Genomic DNA, 15,984 nt, shown 5'->3' on the forward strand with positions numbered 1-15,984 from the left:
AAATCCAGCGGTGCCAATGAAGCACCGCCCTCCTCGTACCCGGAGATATGTTATGTCTGAAACTACCAAGCGTAATACCATCGGCAAATTCGGCCTGCTGTCGCTGACGTTTGCCGCCGTATTCAGTTTTAACAACGTTATCAACAACAATATCGAGCTGGGGCTTGCCTCCGCGCCGATGTTCTTTTTAGCCACCCTGTTCTACTTTATTCCTTTCTGCTTAATTATCGCGGAGTTCGTCTCCCTGAATAAAAACTCCGAAGCCGGGGTGTACGCCTGGGTGAAAAGTTCGCTGGGCGGGCGCTGGGCGTTTATTACTGCCTATACCTACTGGTTTGTTAACCTGTTCTTCTTCACGTCTTTATTACCGCGCGTTATCGCCTACGCCTCTTACGCCTTTCTGGGCTATGAGTACATTCTCACGCCGTTCGCCACCACGGTACTGAGCATGGTGCTGTTCGCCTTCTCGACCTGGGTGTCCACCAACGGGGCGAAAATGCTGGGGCCGATCACCTCAGTGACCTCTACGCTGATGCTGCTGTTGACCCTCTCCTATATTCTGCTGGCCGGTGCGGCGCTGGTGGGCGGCGTGCAGCCAGCCGACCCGATTACCGTTGACGCGATGATCCCCAACTTCAACTGGGCCTTCCTCGGCATCACCACCTGGATATTCATGGCCGCCGGGGGCGCAGAGTCCGTTGCCGTATACGTTAACGACGTCAAGGGCGGTTCAAAATCCTTCGTGAAGGTGATCATTCTGGCGGGGATTTTCATCGGCGTGCTCTACTCCATCTCCTCGGTGCTGATTAACGTCTTCATCAGCAGTAAAGAGCTGAAATTTACCGGCGGCTCGGTGCAGGTATTCCACGGCCTGGCGGTGTGGTTTGGCCTGCCGGAAGTGCTGATGAACCGCTTTGTCGGCCTGGTCTCCTTTACCGCGATGTTCGGCTCGCTGCTGATGTGGACCGCAACGCCGGTCAAAATCTTCTTCTCTGAAATTCCGAGCGGCATTTTTGGGCCAAAAACCGTGGCGCTGAACGAGAACGGCGTACCGGCGCGGGCGGCGTGGATCCAGTATCTGATCGTCATTCCGTTAATGATTATCCCAACCATGGGGTCGAATACCGCGCAGGAGTTGATGAATACCGTGATTAACATGACCGCGGCCGCGTCGATGTTACCGCCGCTGTTTATCATGCTGGCTTACCTGAACCTGCGTCGCAGGCTCGATCATCTCCCGCGCGATTTCAAAATGGGCTCACGCACCACGGGCATGGTGGTGGTGTCGATGCTGATTGTGATATTCGCCATCGGCTTTGTGGCCTCAACCTTCCCGACCGGCGGCAATATTCTGACGATTATTTTCTATAACGTCGGCGGCATTGTTTTATTCCTCGGATTTGCCTGGTGGAAATACAGCAAATACGTCAGAGGATTATCAAAAGAACAACAGCATATTGAAGCATCACCGGCCTCGAATAGTCAGTAATACGGCAGGCAGGGATATTTTTTCTTTGGGATGAGTGTATGACAATTAAAACTAAAACGTTCTGGGCGCTGGCCGCCCTCTCCTTCTGCTGCCCGTCATTTGCCGCAGAAGAGGCACGGCCAGCAGAGCACGACGATACCAAAACGCCTGAAATCACCTCTCCGTCATTTCGTTTTTATGGCGAACTGGGGGTTGGCGGATATATGGATTTAGAAGGTCAGGATAAACATAAATACAGTGACGGCACCTATATTGAGGGCGGTCTGGAAATGAAGCACGGGCACTGGTTCGGTCTGATTTACGGCGAGGGCTGGACCGTACAGGCGGACCATCAGGGCAACGCCTGGGTGCCCGACCACAGCTGGGGCGGATTCGAAGGTGGGCTTAACCGCTTTTACGGCGGCTACAAAACTGACGGCAATACCGAAATCATGCTAAGCCTGCGTCAGGACTCCTCCCTCGATGACCTGCAGTGGTGGGGAGATTTCACGCCCGATCTGGGCTACGTGATCCCCAACACCCGCGACATTATGTATGCGCTAAAGGTACAGAACCGCTCCGGGAACCTGCGCTATAGCGTTACCGCGACGCCTGCGGGGCACCATGACGAGAGCAAAGCCTGGCTGCACTTTGGTAAATACGATCGCTATGACGATAAGTATACCTATCCGGCGATGGCCAACGGCTATATCCAGTACGACCTCGTCAAAGACGTCACCTGGATGAACGGGCTTGAGGTCACCGACGGCACCGGCCAGCTCTTTTTAACCGGCATTCTGTCGCCCAACCTGGCGGCGCGCGCCTGGCATCACACCGGGCGGGCCAGCGGCAAGGATGTCTCCGGCACAGAGACCGGCTATATGGTCAGCGCCATGGTTGAAGCGTTAAAAGGCGTTTATCTCTCCACCGCTTACAGCTATGCAAAGCACCGTCCGGACAATGCTGCCGATGAAACGACCTCGTTTATGCAGTTCGGTATCTGGTACGAGTACGGCGATGGGCGCTTTGCTACCGCAGCCGACAGCCGGTTCTATATGAAAAATGCCTCCGGCGCCCCGAGCGACCGGGTCTTCCTGATGCAATACTTTTACTGGTAAAAGGATCTTCCCCATGAAACTCAGCCTTACACCGCTGGCCTGCGCGCTGGCTCTCAGTTTTTCGGCCCACGCCGCCGCTCCAGATGATTTTAAAAACGTCATCAACCGCGCCGGTGCACCGGCGTATATGCACGATTTTGACGATGACGACCACCAGCGCTTTAACCCCTTTTTCGATTTGGGTGCCTGGCATGGGCATTTGCTGCCGGACGGGCCGCAGACTCAGGGAGGATTTCCCGGCGTAGCGCTGCTCACCGAAGAGTACATCAACTTTATGGCGACGAATTTCGATCGCCTGAGCGTGTATCGGAACGGCAAAAAAGTCGATTTTACCCTTGAGGCCTACAGCATTCCCGGCGCGCTGGTGCAGACGCTGAGCGCCAAAGACGTGCAGATCGCGATGACGCTGCGCTTTGCCACCGCGCGCACCTCGCTGCTGGAGACCCGCATCACCAGCAAGGCACCGCTCGACCTGGTGTGGGACGGCGAACTGCTTGAGAAACTGGAGGCCAAAGAGGGCAAGCCGCTGTCGGATAAAACTGTCGACGGCGCGTATCCGGATTACCAGCGCAGGCTGGTTCCCACGCGTGACGGCCTGAAGGTGACCTTTGGTAAAGTGCGTTCAACCTGGGATCTGCTGACCTCCGGCAGTTCCGAATATCAGGTGCATAAATCCATCCCCGTCGAGACCGCCGTCGACGGGCATCGCTTTACCAGCCGGGCGCATATTACCGGCAGCACCACGCTGTACACCACCTACTCCCATCTGCTCAACGCCGATGAGGCGAAGCGCGAGCAGATGCAGATCCGCGATATTCTGGCGCGCCCGGCCTTCTATATAACCGCCTCGCAGCGGCGATGGGAAGGCTATTTGCAAAAAGGCTTAACCAACCCAAACGCGACGCCCGAGCAAACCCGCGTGGCGGTGAAAGCCATCGAAACGCTGAACGGCAACTGGCGTTCGCCGGGCGGTGCGGTGCGCTATAACACGGTGACGCCATCCGTCACCGGACGCTGGTTCTCCGGCAACCAGACCTGGCCGTGGGATACCTGGAAACAGGCGTTCGCCATGTCGCATTTCAACCCGGAAATCGCCAAAGAGAACATTCGCGCGGTCTTCTCCTGGCAAATCAAACCCGACGATCCGGTGCGTCCGCAGGATGTCGGCTTTGTGCCTGATCTCATCGCCTGGAACCTGAGCCCGGAACGCGGCGGCGACGGCGGCAACTGGAACGAGCGCAATACCAAGCCGAGCCTGGCCGCGTGGTCGGTGATGGAGGTGTACAACACCACCCGGGACAAGGCCTGGCTGGCGGAAATGTACCCTAAACTGGTGGCCTACCACGACTGGTGGCTGCGCAACCGCGACCATAACGGCAACGGCGTGCCGGAGTACGGCGCAACGCGTGATAAAGCCCATAATACCGCCAGCGGCGAGATGCTCTTTACGGTGAAAAAAGGCGATAAAGAAGAATCGCTTACCGGCCTGAACAACTATGCCCGTGTGGTCGATAAAGGCCATTACGACAGCCTTGAGATCCCGGCGCAGGTTGCGGCCTCGTGGGAATCCGGGCGCGATGACGCCGCCGTCTTCGGCTTTATCGATAAAGCCCAGCTGGATAAATACGTCGAAAACGGCGGCAAGCGCAGCGACTGGACGGTGAAGTTTGCCGAAAACCGCGACAAAGAGGGCAGGCTACTGGGCTATTCGCTGCTGCAGGAGTCCGTCGACCAGGCGAGCTATATGTACAGCGACAACCACTATCTGGCGCAGATGGCGAGCCTGCTGGGTAAAGAGCAGGAGGCCAGCCGCTACCGCCAGCTGGCGGATAAGCTCGCGACCTACATCAATACCTGCATGTTCGACGCGAAAAGCGGTTTTTACTATGACATTCGCATCGAGGATAAGCCGCTGGCCAACGGATGTGCAGGCAAACCAATCGTCGAGCGCGGTAAAGGCCCGGAGGGCTGGTCGCCGCTGTTTAACGGTGCGGCAACGCAGGAGCATGCTGATGCCGTGGTGAAGGTGATGCTGGATCCGAAAGCGTTCAACACGTATGTGCCGCTCGGAACTGCCGCGCTAACCAACCCGGCATTTGGCCCGGATATCTACTGGCGCGGGCGGGTCTGGGTCGACCAGTTCTGGTTTGGCCTGAAAGGGATGGAACGCTATGGCTATCGGGAACAGGCACAAACGCTGGCTGAAAACTTCTTTAAGCACGCAAAGGGGTTAACGTCCGACGGCCCGATCCAGGAAAACTACAATCCGCTGACCGGCGCGCAGCAAGGCGCTCCCAACTTCTCCTGGAGCGCAGCGCATCTGTACATGCTGTATAACGACTTTTTCCGTAAACAGTAACCAGAGTGCGGTCTGCTTTGCCGGGTGGCGCTGTCGCTTACCCGGCCTACGTTTCGGATGTCTTGCTGGCCGGGTAAACCGGCAAAAAGCTAGCGCGTGATCCACAGCGTCGGCCAGGCATCTGGCCCGTTCCAGCTATCACAGCTGGGCTCTTCGGCATAACGCACCAGGCGGAAGCGCTGACCGTCAAAGCGCCAGCGCGTCTGGATCCCGCAATCCCCCATACCGCGCCCGAGCGCGAGCGTGGTCAGCTCGCGCGTTTTCTCATCGAAGCTGGCGTTCATTAACTCCATTTCGCTGCTGTCGCTTGACGGCGTAAACGGCAGCCGCAGCCTGACGCTGCGCGCAGAGAAGGGTTTCTTACGTGATACCAGCCACGCCAGATCGACCGTGTTATAGGCCCCCGCCTCGCAGCTGACGATCAACAGCGCTTTGTCATCGGTTAACGCGGTAACGCGCACTTCCCGGCGGTTAGGATCCAGCGAGCACTGGCTGCTGTTCATCCGTCCGGTACCATAGTCCAGCAGGTCGTTCAGTTCGGCGTGGGAAAGCGGCGTTGGGGTGGGGTTCACGACAGCCACTTTTTTCAGGGCGGGTGCGGGCGGCACGCTTAATGGCGGATCGTCACCCTTTTTAATCCATGCGGTTTCGCTGCCGACGCGTTTTTGCTGAGCATCAATGAACAGCAGCGCCGCTTTCAGACCGCTCAGGGAAATAACCTGCTTGCCGTCGCGCAGGGTCAGGGCTTTCCCTTCCTGGATGTTTTTCAGAAAAGCGGTAATGGTGGCCGCATCGTCCGTTTTAAGATGCCAGGGCGTGAGCTGCCAGTGCTGTCTGTCCAGCTTCAGAGGGGAGTTATCCAGCAGCAGCCGGGGGACTATCTCTGGCTCTTTGACGGAGGGCGTTTCAAGTCCGCCGAGGTCGATACGCAGCGTGGCATCCGTTTTCGCCCCGGCGCTTCGGGTAAGCGTCATGACCAGACCGCGGTGCTCGCCCGTGTTGCGCGCAAGGCAAAAGTTCTGGTTATTGCAGGTCACCTGCCAGTCAGAGAAGGCTTGCTGCGCGGGCGCAGCCCGCACCTGCGGCGCGAGAAGCACGCAAAACAGGGAAAATAAAAAGACGCTGTAGCGCATGAATGACACAATCCCGGAACGAAAACGCTTAACTGGGCAGTATCTTCGTGTTACCGCCGGGGTTGCTCAATCGGATTTATCAGATATACCCGAAAAACACGCTATATCCGTTCGACAGCGCTATTCATCAACCCGGTCGTCTGTAAATACTGCAGTAGTATCACTGCCTTACCATCTTTGATTTCGCCTGAACGCATCATCTCCAGCGCCCGGGAAAAGGGAAGCTCCAGCACTTCAATATCTTCATCCTCTACGCCACCGCCCCGGTGGGTGCGCTGCGCGTCGCTGTATTCCGCAATGAAGAAATGAACGATTTCCGTCACGCCGCCGGGCGACATAAACAGCTCGAAGACCTTTTTGACCTCGCCCACTTCGAAGCCGGTTTCTTCGACGGCCTCTTTGCGGATGCAAACTTCCGGCTCATCGTCATCGAGCAGGCCCGCGCAGGTTTCAATCAGACGTCCGTCAGGGTTGCCATTAACCCATGTCGCCACCCTGAACTGACGGATCAGCACCACGCTCTGCTTTTCACGGTTATAGAGCAAAATGGTTGCCCCGTTGCCGCGGTCGTAGACCTCGCGTTTGTGGCGGATCACTTCACCGTTATTACGCGTAAGATCGTAGGTGATGTTACGCAGGACAAAGTAGTTTTCAGAGAGAATTTTGTCTTTGATAACGTCAATTTTCAGGGTCATACGGGCTCCACAACATAATGAGTCGCCCTATACTACGCCGTGAATCCCGCTTTGTCGCCCGCCGGTTTAATGGTGTTCTGGCGCACTGACTCCCAGCCAGTCGAGTATCCCCTGCGCCGCATGCCGCCCTTCCGCCATGGCGGTTACCACCAGATCCGCACCGCGTACCGCATCACCCCCGGCGAAGATTTGCGGGTTGGTCGTCTGGTAACGGTAGCGGCTCTCAACCGAGGCAATAATCCGCCCGCGCTCGTCCGTTTTAACGCCCTGCGCCTGCAGCCACGACATCGCGTGCGGGTTAAAACCAAACGCCATAATGACCGCATCAGCGGCCATCACAAACTCGCTCCCCGCCACCGGAACGGGACGCCGCCGCCCCTGCGCATCCGGCTCACCGAGCTCGGTACGCAGCATCCGGATACCGTTGACCTTTCCGTCAGGATCCAGCGTCAGCTCGACCGGCTGGACGTTAAATTCAAACGCCGCGCCCTCTTCTCTGGCGTTCTTCACCTCTTTCTTCGACCCCGGCATATTGGCCTCATCCCGACGATAGGCGCAGGTGACGTTCGCCGCGCCGTGGCGTAACGCGGTGCGGACGCAGTCCATCGCGGTATCGCCCCCGCCCAGCACCACCACGTTTAAGCCACGGGTGTCGATGAACGGTTCGCTGGCCGACTCCTCCAGCCCCATAACATGCCGCGTATTGCCCACCAGGAAAGGCAGCGCGTCGTAAACCCCTGGCGCGTCTTCGTGCGGGATACCCGCCTTCATCGAGCGATAGGTGCCCACGCCAATAAACAGGGCGTCGTACTCGTTCTTTAACTGTGACATCGACACGTCCTGCCCCACCTCGCAGTTCAGCTCAAAGCGGATCCCCATCGCGGTGAATATCTCTCTGCGCCGCGCGAGCAGCGATTTGTCCAGCTTGAACGCCGGGATGCCAAAGGTCAGCAACCCGCCGATTTCCGGGTGCCGATCGTAGACCGTCACGCTCACGCCGCTGCGCGCCAGCACGTCGGCGCACGCCAGCCCGGCAGGCCCCGCGCCGACAATCGCGACACGCTTACCTGACGGCGTGATGGTGGACATGTCCGGGCGCCAGCCCATCGCCAGCGCCCGTTCGGCGATATAGCGCTCGATGTTACCGATGGTCACGGATCCCGCCTCGTCACGGATTGTGCAGGCCCCTTCGCATAAACGGTCCTGCGGACAGACGCGGCCGGTAATTTCAGGTAAACAGTTAGTCTGATGAGAAAGCTCGACCGCGCCGGCAATGTCCCCCGCGCTGAGGCGCTCAATCCACTGCGGGATGTGGTTATGCAGCGGGCAGGTCCATTCGCAAATGCTGTGCTCGCCGCACGTCAGGCAGCGCGACGCCTCGCGGGCGGCCTGCTCGGCCCGAAACGGCAGGTAGATTTCGTTAAAATGGCCCACGCGCTCTGCGCCAGCCAGCTTGTCGGGCTCGCCGCGTGGCGGGGTTGTTTGCATCTGCTGCAGCTTAGTGCGCGGGACGTCCACTCTGACGGCCTCCGCATGCCAGGGCCGCGCCTCCAGGCTGGCAGCGCGCTGTCGGCGCGATTTCGCCAGATTATCCAGGAGAGCGGGCGTCGCCAGGGAGAGGACGTCTGCCGGGCAGTTTTCGATACAGGCCGGGCCGTTTGGTCGCGTCTGGCAGAGATCGCATTTGTTCGCCGAGGCCTTCACGCCGCCGCTGCCGAGCGGGGTGACGATAATTTCCATCGTGCCAAACGGGCAGGCCACCGCGCAGGCCTTACAGCCGATGCATTTTTGTTGATTCACCTGTACGCTGTCATCGCATTTACTGATGGCGCCGTTCGGGCAGCTTTGCGCGCAGGGCGCGTTTTCGCAGTGATGGCAGGTGACGGGGCTTCGCTTCTCGCCGGCTCGCAGGACCGTAATACGGGGATGAAAATGGCGCTCGCTCAGGACGTGCTGCTCACCGTTGTGCGCCATCACGCAGGCCACTTCGCAGGCGCGACACCCAATGCATTGCTGGCTGTCAGCCATAATAAAACGATTCATATCCACACCTGTTTTTGGTTCAATAACCTTATTCTTTGTATGAATATGGTATTTACGCATCACGGCGCGATCGGGCAATGTTCAAATGCCCAGGATGCCCAATTATTTCCAGTGAACCTGTGGCAGATCAATTTTATTCAGAGAGCCGTTCTGTGACCGTTAAACGACCCGTTTCCGGAAGCCTTGCCTGGGCTTTCTTTTCGATCATCGTCTTATCCGTGCTGACCAGCACCGTCGCGCTGCTGACGCTTGCCAGCAGCCAGCGTGACGCCGAAGCCATTAACATCGCGGGCTCACTGCGCATGCAGAGCTATCGCCTGGGCTACGAGATGCAGCGCAACAGCCCTTCCCTTGCCGCGCATCGCGAGAACTGGCAACAGACGCTGAGCGCGCCTGCCCTGCAGAAGCTGAACCGCTGGTACGTTCCGGACAACGTGAAAGCACGCTATCAGCAGCTGCACGTGGCCTGGCTGGAGATGGACACGCGCATCGCCCGCGGCGACAGCGCGTGGTATCAAGGCCACATTGGGGATTTTGTCGGCCGCATTGATGCCTTCGTGCTTGCCCTGCAGCACTACACCGAACATAAAATTCAGACGGTCACCCTGCTCTCGCTGGCGGGCGCGCTTGGGATCCTGCTGCTGACGCTGTTTACCCTGCGGCGCATCCGTCGCCAGGTGGTATTGCCGCTGAACAATCTGGTGGCGGCCAGCGAGCGAATTGAGCGAGGCGAGTTTGCGACCCCTGCGCCGGATACCGCCCTGCCGAACGAGCTGGGCCAGCTCTCGCGCGCCTTTAACCACATGTCCGCCGAGTTAGCCACGCTCTACCACTCGCTTGAAGCCTCTGTTGCGGAAAAGACGCGGCATTTGCATGACGCCCACCAGCAGCTCGACATGCTGTTCAAATGCTCTCAGGCGCTGAATACCGGCCAGATAGACAGCCACTGCTTCCGGCATATCCTGCAAATTGTCCATGACTATACGCAGATGAGTTATCTGGAGCTGCGCACCAGCGACGACTGGCGGGTGTGTGAAGGGACGGAGTCACGCGGCCTCCCGCTGCAAAATCTGCCGGTATTGATGCAGGATACCCTTTACGGCGAGCTGCGCTGGCAAAGCGAGACGGACAGCGTTCCCCTCCCGCTGATGCGAAGCGTGGCAACCATGCTCGGGCGCGGGCTGTACTTTAACCAGGCACAGAAGCATTACCAGCAGCTGCTGCTAATGGAAGAACGCGCCACCATCGCTCGCGAGCTGCATGATTCGCTGGCGCAGGTGCTGTCGTATCTGCGCATTCAGCTTGCCCTGCTTAAGCGCGCCGTGCCGGAGGAAAACGCCCCGGCGCAGACCATCATCACCGACTTCTCCCGCGAGCTTAACAACGCCTGGCAACAGCTGCGCGAGCTGCTCACCACCTTCCGCCTCACGCTGAACCACGCGAATTTACCCGCGGCGCTGCAGGAGTCCCTCGACGCACTGCAGAGCCAGACGCAGGCTAAGCTGCATCTCGACTGCCGCCTCTCCTCGCTGGCGCTCGACGCGCAAAAGCAGGTGCATCTTTTACAGATCGTACGTGAGGCCGTGCTGAATGCCATTAAGCACGCGCAGGCCACTGAGATTGCAGTGAGCTGCGTAACGGCAGCAGACGGTACGCACTGCGTAAGCATTCGTGACAACGGCATCGGGATTGGCGAGGCCAGCGAGCCGCCGGGGCATTACGGCCTGAACATTATGCGTGAACGCGCGCAACGGCTTGGGGGAGCGCTGCATTTTTCACAGCCGCAAAACGGCGGCACGCTGGTCAGCGTCACATTCCCCGTACCTGAGGCACCCGCGGGTAAATAACGGTAAAGGAGGAAGCGCAGGGAAAAGCGCATGATAATTTACATTATCTCCTTTATTTCTCCACGTTTGACCTGGGCCTTACCGCTAAAGTTATGCGGGCAATAAACAATAATGACGTGCAGCAAAACGAGGTCACTTTTTCATGGCGAATTTTTTTATCGATCGCCCCATTTTTGCCTGGGTGCTTGCCATCCTGTTGTGCCTGACAGGCGTCCTGGCGATTACGTCACTTCCCGTTGAGCAATACCCCGATCTGGCACCGCCGAACGTGCGCGTCACCGCAAACTACCCCGGCGCTTCCGCACAAACGCTGGAAAACACCGTGACGCAGGTTATCGAGCAGAACATGACGGGTCTGGATAACCTGATGTACATGTCCTCGCAGAGTAGCGCCACGGGCCAGGCGACGGTGACCCTGAGCTTCAAGGCGGGCACCGACCCGGACGAAGCGGTGCAGCAGGTACAAAACCAGCTGCAGTCGGCCATGCGCAAGCTGCCCCAGGCGGTACAGAACCAGGGTGTGACCGTGCGTAAAACCGGTGATACCAATATTTTGACCATCGCGTTTGTCTCGACAGATGGCTCGATGGATAAACAGGACATTGCGGACTACGTCGCCAGTAATATTCAGGATCCCATCAGCCGTATTAACGGCGTGGGGGATATCGACGCTTACGGCTCACAGTACTCAATGCGCATCTGGCTCGATCCCAACAAGCTCAACAGCGTCCAGATGACGGCAACAGACGTAACGGATGCCATCAAGGCCCAGAACGCCCAGATTGCCGTAGGGCAGCTGGGGGGAACGCCGTCCGTCGATAAGCAGGCCCTGAATGCCACCATCAATTCACAATCGCTGCTGCAGACGCCGGACCAGTTCCGCAACATCACCCTGCGCGTGAATCAGGACGGGTCGGAAGTGCGCCTGGGCGATGTCGCCACGGTGGAAATGGGTGCAGAGAAATACGACTATCTGAGCCGCTTTAACGGCAATCAGGCCTCCGGTCTGGGGGTTAAGCTGGCCTCCGGCGCGAACGAAATGGCCACGGCGAAACTGGTGCTGGACCGTCTGGACGAGCTGTCGCAGTATTTCCCGCACGGGCTGGAGTACAAAGTCGCCTATGAAACCACCTCCTTCGTTAAAGCATCGATTGAGGATGTGGTAAAGACCCTGCTGGAAGCCATTGCGCTGGTGTTCCTGGTCATGTACCTGTTCCTGCAAAACTTCCGCGCAACGCTGATCCCAACCATTGCCGTCCCGGTGGTGCTGCTGGGGACCTTTGCGGTGCTGTACGCGTTCGGATACAGCATTAATACCCTGACGATGTTTGCGATGGTGCTGGCGATTGGCCTTCTGGTGGATGATGCCATCGTGGTGGTCGAAAACGTCGAGCGCATCATGAGCGAAGAGGGCCTTTCCCCGCGCCAGGCGACGCGCAAATCCATGGGGCAAATTCAGGGGGCGCTAGTCGGTATTGCGATGGTGCTGTCGGCCGTCTTTATCCCGATGGCCTTCTTTGGCGGCACAACAGGGGCGATTTACCGTCAGTTCTCCATCACGATCGTCTCGGCAATGGTGCTCTCCGTGCTGGTGGCGCTGATCCTCACTCCCGCACTCTGCGCCACCATTCTGAAACCGCTGCACAAAGGCGAGCAACACGGCCAGAAAGGGTTCTTCGGCTGGTTTAACCGGATGTTTAACCGCAATGCCGCGCGGTATGAATCTGCCGTCGGCGGCGTGCTGCACCGCAGCCTGCGCTGGATGATGGTTTACGTTGTGCTGCTGGGCGGCATGGTCTGGCTGTTTATGCATCTGCCCACCTCGTTCCTGCCGATGGAGGACCGGGGAATGTTCACAACCTCGGTGCAGCTCCCGAGCGGCGCAACGCAGCAGCAGACGCTGAAAGTGGTGCAGAAGGTGGAGCAGTACTTCTTCACCAAAGAGAAAGATAACGTTGTTTCCGTCTTCTCCACCGTCGGCTCCGGCCCGGGCGGCAACGGGCAGAACGTCGCACGCATGTTCGTCCGCCTGAAGGACTGGGACGAGCGCGACACGAAAACGGGAACATCGTTTGCCATCATTGAGCGCGCGACGAAAGCCTTTGCGCATATCAAAGAAGCGCGCGTCTTTGCCAGCAGCCCGCCGGCAATAAGCGGTCTGGGCAGTTCTGCCGGCTTTGATATGGAGCTGCAGGATCACGCCGGTGCGGGCCATACGGCGCTAATGGCGGCGCGCGACAAGCTGTTAGATCTGGCGGGTAAAGATGCCGGGCTGACGCGCGTTCGCCACAACGGTCTGGATGACAGCCCGCAGCTGCAGGTGGATATCGATCAGCGTAAGGCGCAGGCGCTGGGCGTGTCGATCAACGATATCAATGACACCCTGCAAACCGCGTGGGGCTCGAGCTATGTGAATGACTTTATGGATCGCGGTCGCGTGAAAAAAGTGTATGTACAGTCCGCCGCGCCGTTCCGCATGCTGCCGGATGATATTAACCGCTGGTTTGTCAGGAATAATGTCGGCGGCATGGTGCCCTTCTCCGCCTTTGCCAACTCGCACTGGGAGAGCGGTTCGCCGCGTCTGGAGCGCTATAACGGCTATTCCGCGGTTGAAATCGTTGGTGAAGCCGCTCCGGGCGTCAGTACCGGTACCGCCATGGACACCATGGAAAAACTGGTGCAGCAGCTGCCCGCCGGTTTTGGCCTGGAGTGGACGGCCATGTCTTACCAGGAGCGTCTCTCCGGAGCGCAGGCTCCCGCGCTTTACGCGCTCTCGCTGCTGGTAGTCTTCCTCTGCCTTGCCGCACTGTATGAAAGCTGGTCAGTCCCGTTCTCGGTCATGCTGGTCGTGCCCCTTGGCGTCATCGGTGCACTGCTCGCGACCTGGATGCGCGGTCTGGAGAACGATGTCTACTTCCAGGTCGGGCTGCTCACGGTGATTGGGCTGTCGGCGAAAAACGCCATTCTGATCGTTGAGTTTGCCAACGAGATGAATGCCAAAGGCCACGAGCTGATGGCCGCCACGCTGCACGCCTGCCGTCAGCGCTTACGCCCGATCCTGATGACGTCGCTGGCGTTCGTTTTCGGCGTGCTGCCGATGGCAACCAGCACCGGCGCAGGCTCCAGCAGCCAGCATGCTGTAGGGACCGGGGTCATGGGCGGCATGATTTCCGCCACTATCCTTGCCATTTATTTCGTTCCGCTGTTCTTTGTGCTGGTGCGTCGCCGCTTCCCGCTAAAGGAACGCACGGAGTAAGTGATTGAAATAAAAAAAGGCGGCTTTATCGGCCGCCTTTTTATTGTGTGATTAATTCACACTATGATTATTTTACTTATTTTAGTGCTCTTGCAATTCTTACTGAATGTCATTTACGAAGCATGCCTTCGATAAAATCTTTCCAGTTCCCCAGTTCACGTTCAATCATAATACCCTCTCTTATTATTATGCGCATTCTACAAAAACGGACCATCATTGTGAAGACTATTTAACCAATTGCTGTGATTGTACCCCATGTCCTACGGGGATTTATGATAAATATGAACGGATAGCCCTCAATTTTTTGTGACGGCCAGCAATATTTTGAAATAACCCTGCGAGCAGATGAGTTTTATTTTATTGGCTGAGTTTATTAGCATTTTAAAGTTTATGGACATCTATGCTTAAAGGATGAAAGAATATTCAGCGTACAGTTGTGAGTTGAATTAAGAAGAAGTGTAAATCCAGACGATTCCTGAATGTGTTATATTCCGCTTAAGGATATATCTTCGAATTTACTGAACATTTAATCATCATTAGGTCAAAAGGATTCACCATGGTTGTGATGTACGGCATTAAAAATTGCGACACCATCAAAAAAGCCCGCCGCTGGCTGGAAGCAAACAACGTAGAGTACCGTTTCCACGATTACCGAGCCGATGGGCTTGATGCAGAATTTCTGCATAACGCGATCGGCGAACTGGGGTGGGAAGCACTGCTGAACACGCGCGGCACCACCTGGCGTAAACTGGACGAAGCGCTGCGCGCCAGCATCAAAGATGCCGACAGCGCGGCAAAACTGATGCTGGAAATGCCGGCAATCATCAAACGCCCATTGCTCTGCGCGCCAGGGCAGCCTATGCTGCTGGGTTTCAGTGAAACCCTTTATTCAGACTTTTTCGTTGAGGTGTAGTCTATGTCATGCCCGGTCATTGAGCTGACTCAGCAGCTTATTCGCCGTCCTTCCCTTAGCCCGGACGACGCAGGTTGTCAGGCATTAATGATTGAGCGCCTGCGCGCCATCGGTTTTACCGTGGAACGCATGGATTTTGGCGATACCCAGAACTTCTGGGCGTGGCGCGGCCAGGGTGAAACGCTGGCCTTTGCCGGACACACTGATGTCGTTCCCGCCGGTGACGCAGACCGCTGGATTAACCCGCCGTTTGAACCGACCATCCGCGATGGCATGCTGTTTGGTCGCGGTGCGGCAGACATGAAAGGCTCTCTGGCGGCAATGGTGGTGGCGGCAGAGCGCTTTGTTGCTCAGCACCCGAACCACAAAAACCGTCTCGCGTTTTTAATCACCTCCGACGAAGAAGCCAGCGCCCATAACGGTACCGTGAAGGTCGTTGAGGCGCTGATGGCCCGCAACGAGCGTCTCGACTACTGCCTGGTCGGCGAGCCGTCCAGTACCGAAGTGGTGGGGGATGTCGTCAAAAACGGGCGTCGCGGCTCGCTGACCTGTAACCTGACCATTCACGGCGTTCAGGGGCACGTTGCTTACCCGCATCTGGCCGATAACCCGGTCCATCGCGCGGCACCGATGCTGAGCGAACTGGTAGAGATTGAGTGGGATAAAGGCAACGAGTTCTTCCCGCCGACCAGCATGCAGATTGCGAACGTCAAGGCCGGGACCGGTAGCAATAACGTTATCCCGGGAGATTATTTCGTCCAGTTCAACTTCCGCTTCAGCACTGAACTGACCGATGAGACGATCAAGGCGCGCGTTGTCGCCCTGCTGGAAAAATATAACCTGCGCTACACCGTGGACTGGTGGCTTTCCGGCCAGCCGTTCCTGACGCAGCGCGGCAAACTGGTGGATGCGGTGGTGAACGCCATCGAGCACTATAATGAAATTAAGCCACAGCTGCTGACAACGGGTGGCACCTCAGACGGACGCTTTATCGCCCGCATGGGTGCCCAGGTTGTCGAACTGGGTCCAGTGAACGCAACCATTCATAAAATAAATGAGTGTGTCAATGCGGCAGATTTGCAACTGCTGGCCCGTATGTATCAACGCATTATGGAGCAACTCGTCGCCTGACGAACGCTCTGAGAGGAATAG

At 57.5% G+C, this 15,984-nt stretch carries 11 protein-coding genes; 7 read left to right on the top strand and 4 right to left on the bottom strand.

What is annotated here, in order from left to right; translation table 11 throughout:
* Positions 1-52 precede the first annotated feature (52 nt).
* From ABR39_RS09305 to ygjK, 3 genes are read left to right on the top strand one after another with little or no spacing between them, the layout of a single operon-like run.
* A complete protein-coding gene (locus tag ABR39_RS09305; RefSeq protein WP_047346697.1) occupies positions 53-1,489 on the top strand; it encodes an amino acid permease in 1,437 nt (478 codons plus the stop codon).
* A 38-nt stretch (positions 1,490-1,527) separates the two neighbouring features.
* Positions 1,528-2,586 (top strand): protein YgjJ, encoded by a 1,059-nt coding sequence (gene ygjJ, locus ABR39_RS09310; RefSeq protein ID WP_047346698.1) that lies wholly within the window; start codon positions 1,528-1,530, stop codon positions 2,584-2,586.
* A gap of 13 nt (positions 2,587-2,599) precedes the next feature.
* Positions 2,600-4,945: an alpha-glucosidase gene (ygjK, locus tag ABR39_RS09315; protein WP_047346699.1), complete on the top strand. Its 2,346-nt coding sequence runs from the start codon at positions 2,600-2,602 to the stop codon at positions 4,943-4,945.
* An 89-nt stretch (positions 4,946-5,034) separates the two neighbouring features.
* Here the strand turns inward: ygjK and ABR39_RS09320 are convergent, their stop codons facing one another.
* From ABR39_RS09320 to aegA, 3 genes are all read right to left on the bottom strand, one after another.
* On the bottom strand, positions 5,035-6,078 hold the full coding sequence (locus ABR39_RS09320; protein WP_047346700.1) for a DUF1176 domain-containing protein: 1,044 nt from the start codon (positions 6,076-6,078) through the stop codon (positions 5,035-5,037).
* A 101-nt stretch (positions 6,079-6,179) separates the two neighbouring features.
* Entirely contained in the window at positions 6,180-6,773 is a 594-nt protein-coding gene (gene nudK, locus ABR39_RS09325; RefSeq protein WP_047346701.1) for a GDP-mannose pyrophosphatase NudK, read from the bottom strand.
* A 66-nt stretch (positions 6,774-6,839) separates the two neighbouring features.
* Positions 6,840-8,816, bottom strand: a complete 1,977-nt coding sequence (gene aegA, locus ABR39_RS09330; protein ID WP_047346702.1) for a formate-dependent uric acid utilization protein AegA — start codon at positions 8,814-8,816, stop codon at positions 6,840-6,842.
* A 152-nt stretch (positions 8,817-8,968) separates the two neighbouring features.
* Between aegA and narQ the strand changes: the two genes are divergently transcribed.
* Positions 8,969-10,663 carry a nitrate/nitrite two-component system sensor histidine kinase NarQ gene (narQ, locus tag ABR39_RS09335; protein ID WP_047346807.1) on the top strand — a complete coding sequence of 565 codons (1,695 nt, stop codon included), beginning with the start codon at positions 8,969-8,971 and terminating at the stop codon, positions 10,661-10,663.
* A gap of 142 nt (positions 10,664-10,805) precedes the next feature.
* Positions 10,806-13,919 carry a multidrug efflux RND transporter permease AcrD gene (gene acrD / locus ABR39_RS09340; protein WP_047346703.1) on the top strand — a complete coding sequence of 1,038 codons (3,114 nt, stop codon included), beginning with the start codon at positions 10,806-10,808 and terminating at the stop codon, positions 13,917-13,919.
* A gap of 109 nt (positions 13,920-14,028) precedes the next feature.
* Here the strand turns inward: acrD and ypfM are convergent, their stop codons facing one another.
* On the bottom strand, positions 14,029-14,088 hold the full coding sequence (gene ypfM / locus ABR39_RS25640; protein ID WP_015572204.1) for a protein YpfM: 60 nt from the start codon (positions 14,086-14,088) through the stop codon (positions 14,029-14,031).
* A gap of 387 nt (positions 14,089-14,475) precedes the next feature.
* Between ypfM and ABR39_RS09345 the strand changes: the two genes are divergently transcribed.
* Positions 14,476-14,832 (top strand): ArsC family reductase, encoded by a 357-nt coding sequence (locus ABR39_RS09345; protein ID WP_047346704.1) that lies wholly within the window; start codon positions 14,476-14,478, stop codon positions 14,830-14,832.
* A gap of 3 nt (positions 14,833-14,835) precedes the next feature.
* On the top strand, positions 14,836-15,963 hold the full coding sequence (dapE, locus tag ABR39_RS09350; RefSeq protein WP_047346705.1) for a succinyl-diaminopimelate desuccinylase: 1,128 nt from the start codon (positions 14,836-14,838) through the stop codon (positions 15,961-15,963).
* Positions 15,964-15,984: the final 21 nt, after the last annotated feature.

The sequence above is a fragment of the Enterobacter genomosp. O genome (genome assembly GCF_001022965.1).
Classification (GTDB): Bacteria; Pseudomonadota; Gammaproteobacteria; order Enterobacterales; family Enterobacteriaceae; genus Enterobacter; species Enterobacter cloacae_L.

Coding starts and splice junctions, on each gene's coding strand:
- nudK (WP_047346701.1), bottom strand. CDS start 6,773: ATGACCCTGAAAATTGACGTTATCAAAGACAAAATTCTCTCTGAAAAC.
- acrD (WP_047346703.1), top strand. CDS start 10,806: ATGGCGAATTTTTTTATCGATCGCCCCATTTTTGCCTGGGTGCTTGCC.
- ygjJ (WP_047346698.1), top strand. CDS start 1,528: ATGACAATTAAAACTAAAACGTTCTGGGCGCTGGCCGCCCTCTCCTTC.
- dapE (WP_047346705.1), top strand. CDS start 14,836: ATGTCATGCCCGGTCATTGAGCTGACTCAGCAGCTTATTCGCCGTCCT.
- ABR39_RS09305 (WP_047346697.1), top strand. CDS start 53: ATGTCTGAAACTACCAAGCGTAATACCATCGGCAAATTCGGCCTGCTG.
- ABR39_RS09345 (WP_047346704.1), top strand. CDS start 14,476: ATGGTTGTGATGTACGGCATTAAAAATTGCGACACCATCAAAAAAGCC.
- aegA (WP_047346702.1), bottom strand. CDS start 8,816: ATGAATCGTTTTATTATGGCTGACAGCCAGCAATGCATTGGGTGTCGC.
- ygjK (WP_047346699.1), top strand. CDS start 2,600: ATGAAACTCAGCCTTACACCGCTGGCCTGCGCGCTGGCTCTCAGTTTT.
- ABR39_RS09320 (WP_047346700.1), bottom strand. CDS start 6,078: ATGCGCTACAGCGTCTTTTTATTTTCCCTGTTTTGCGTGCTTCTCGCG.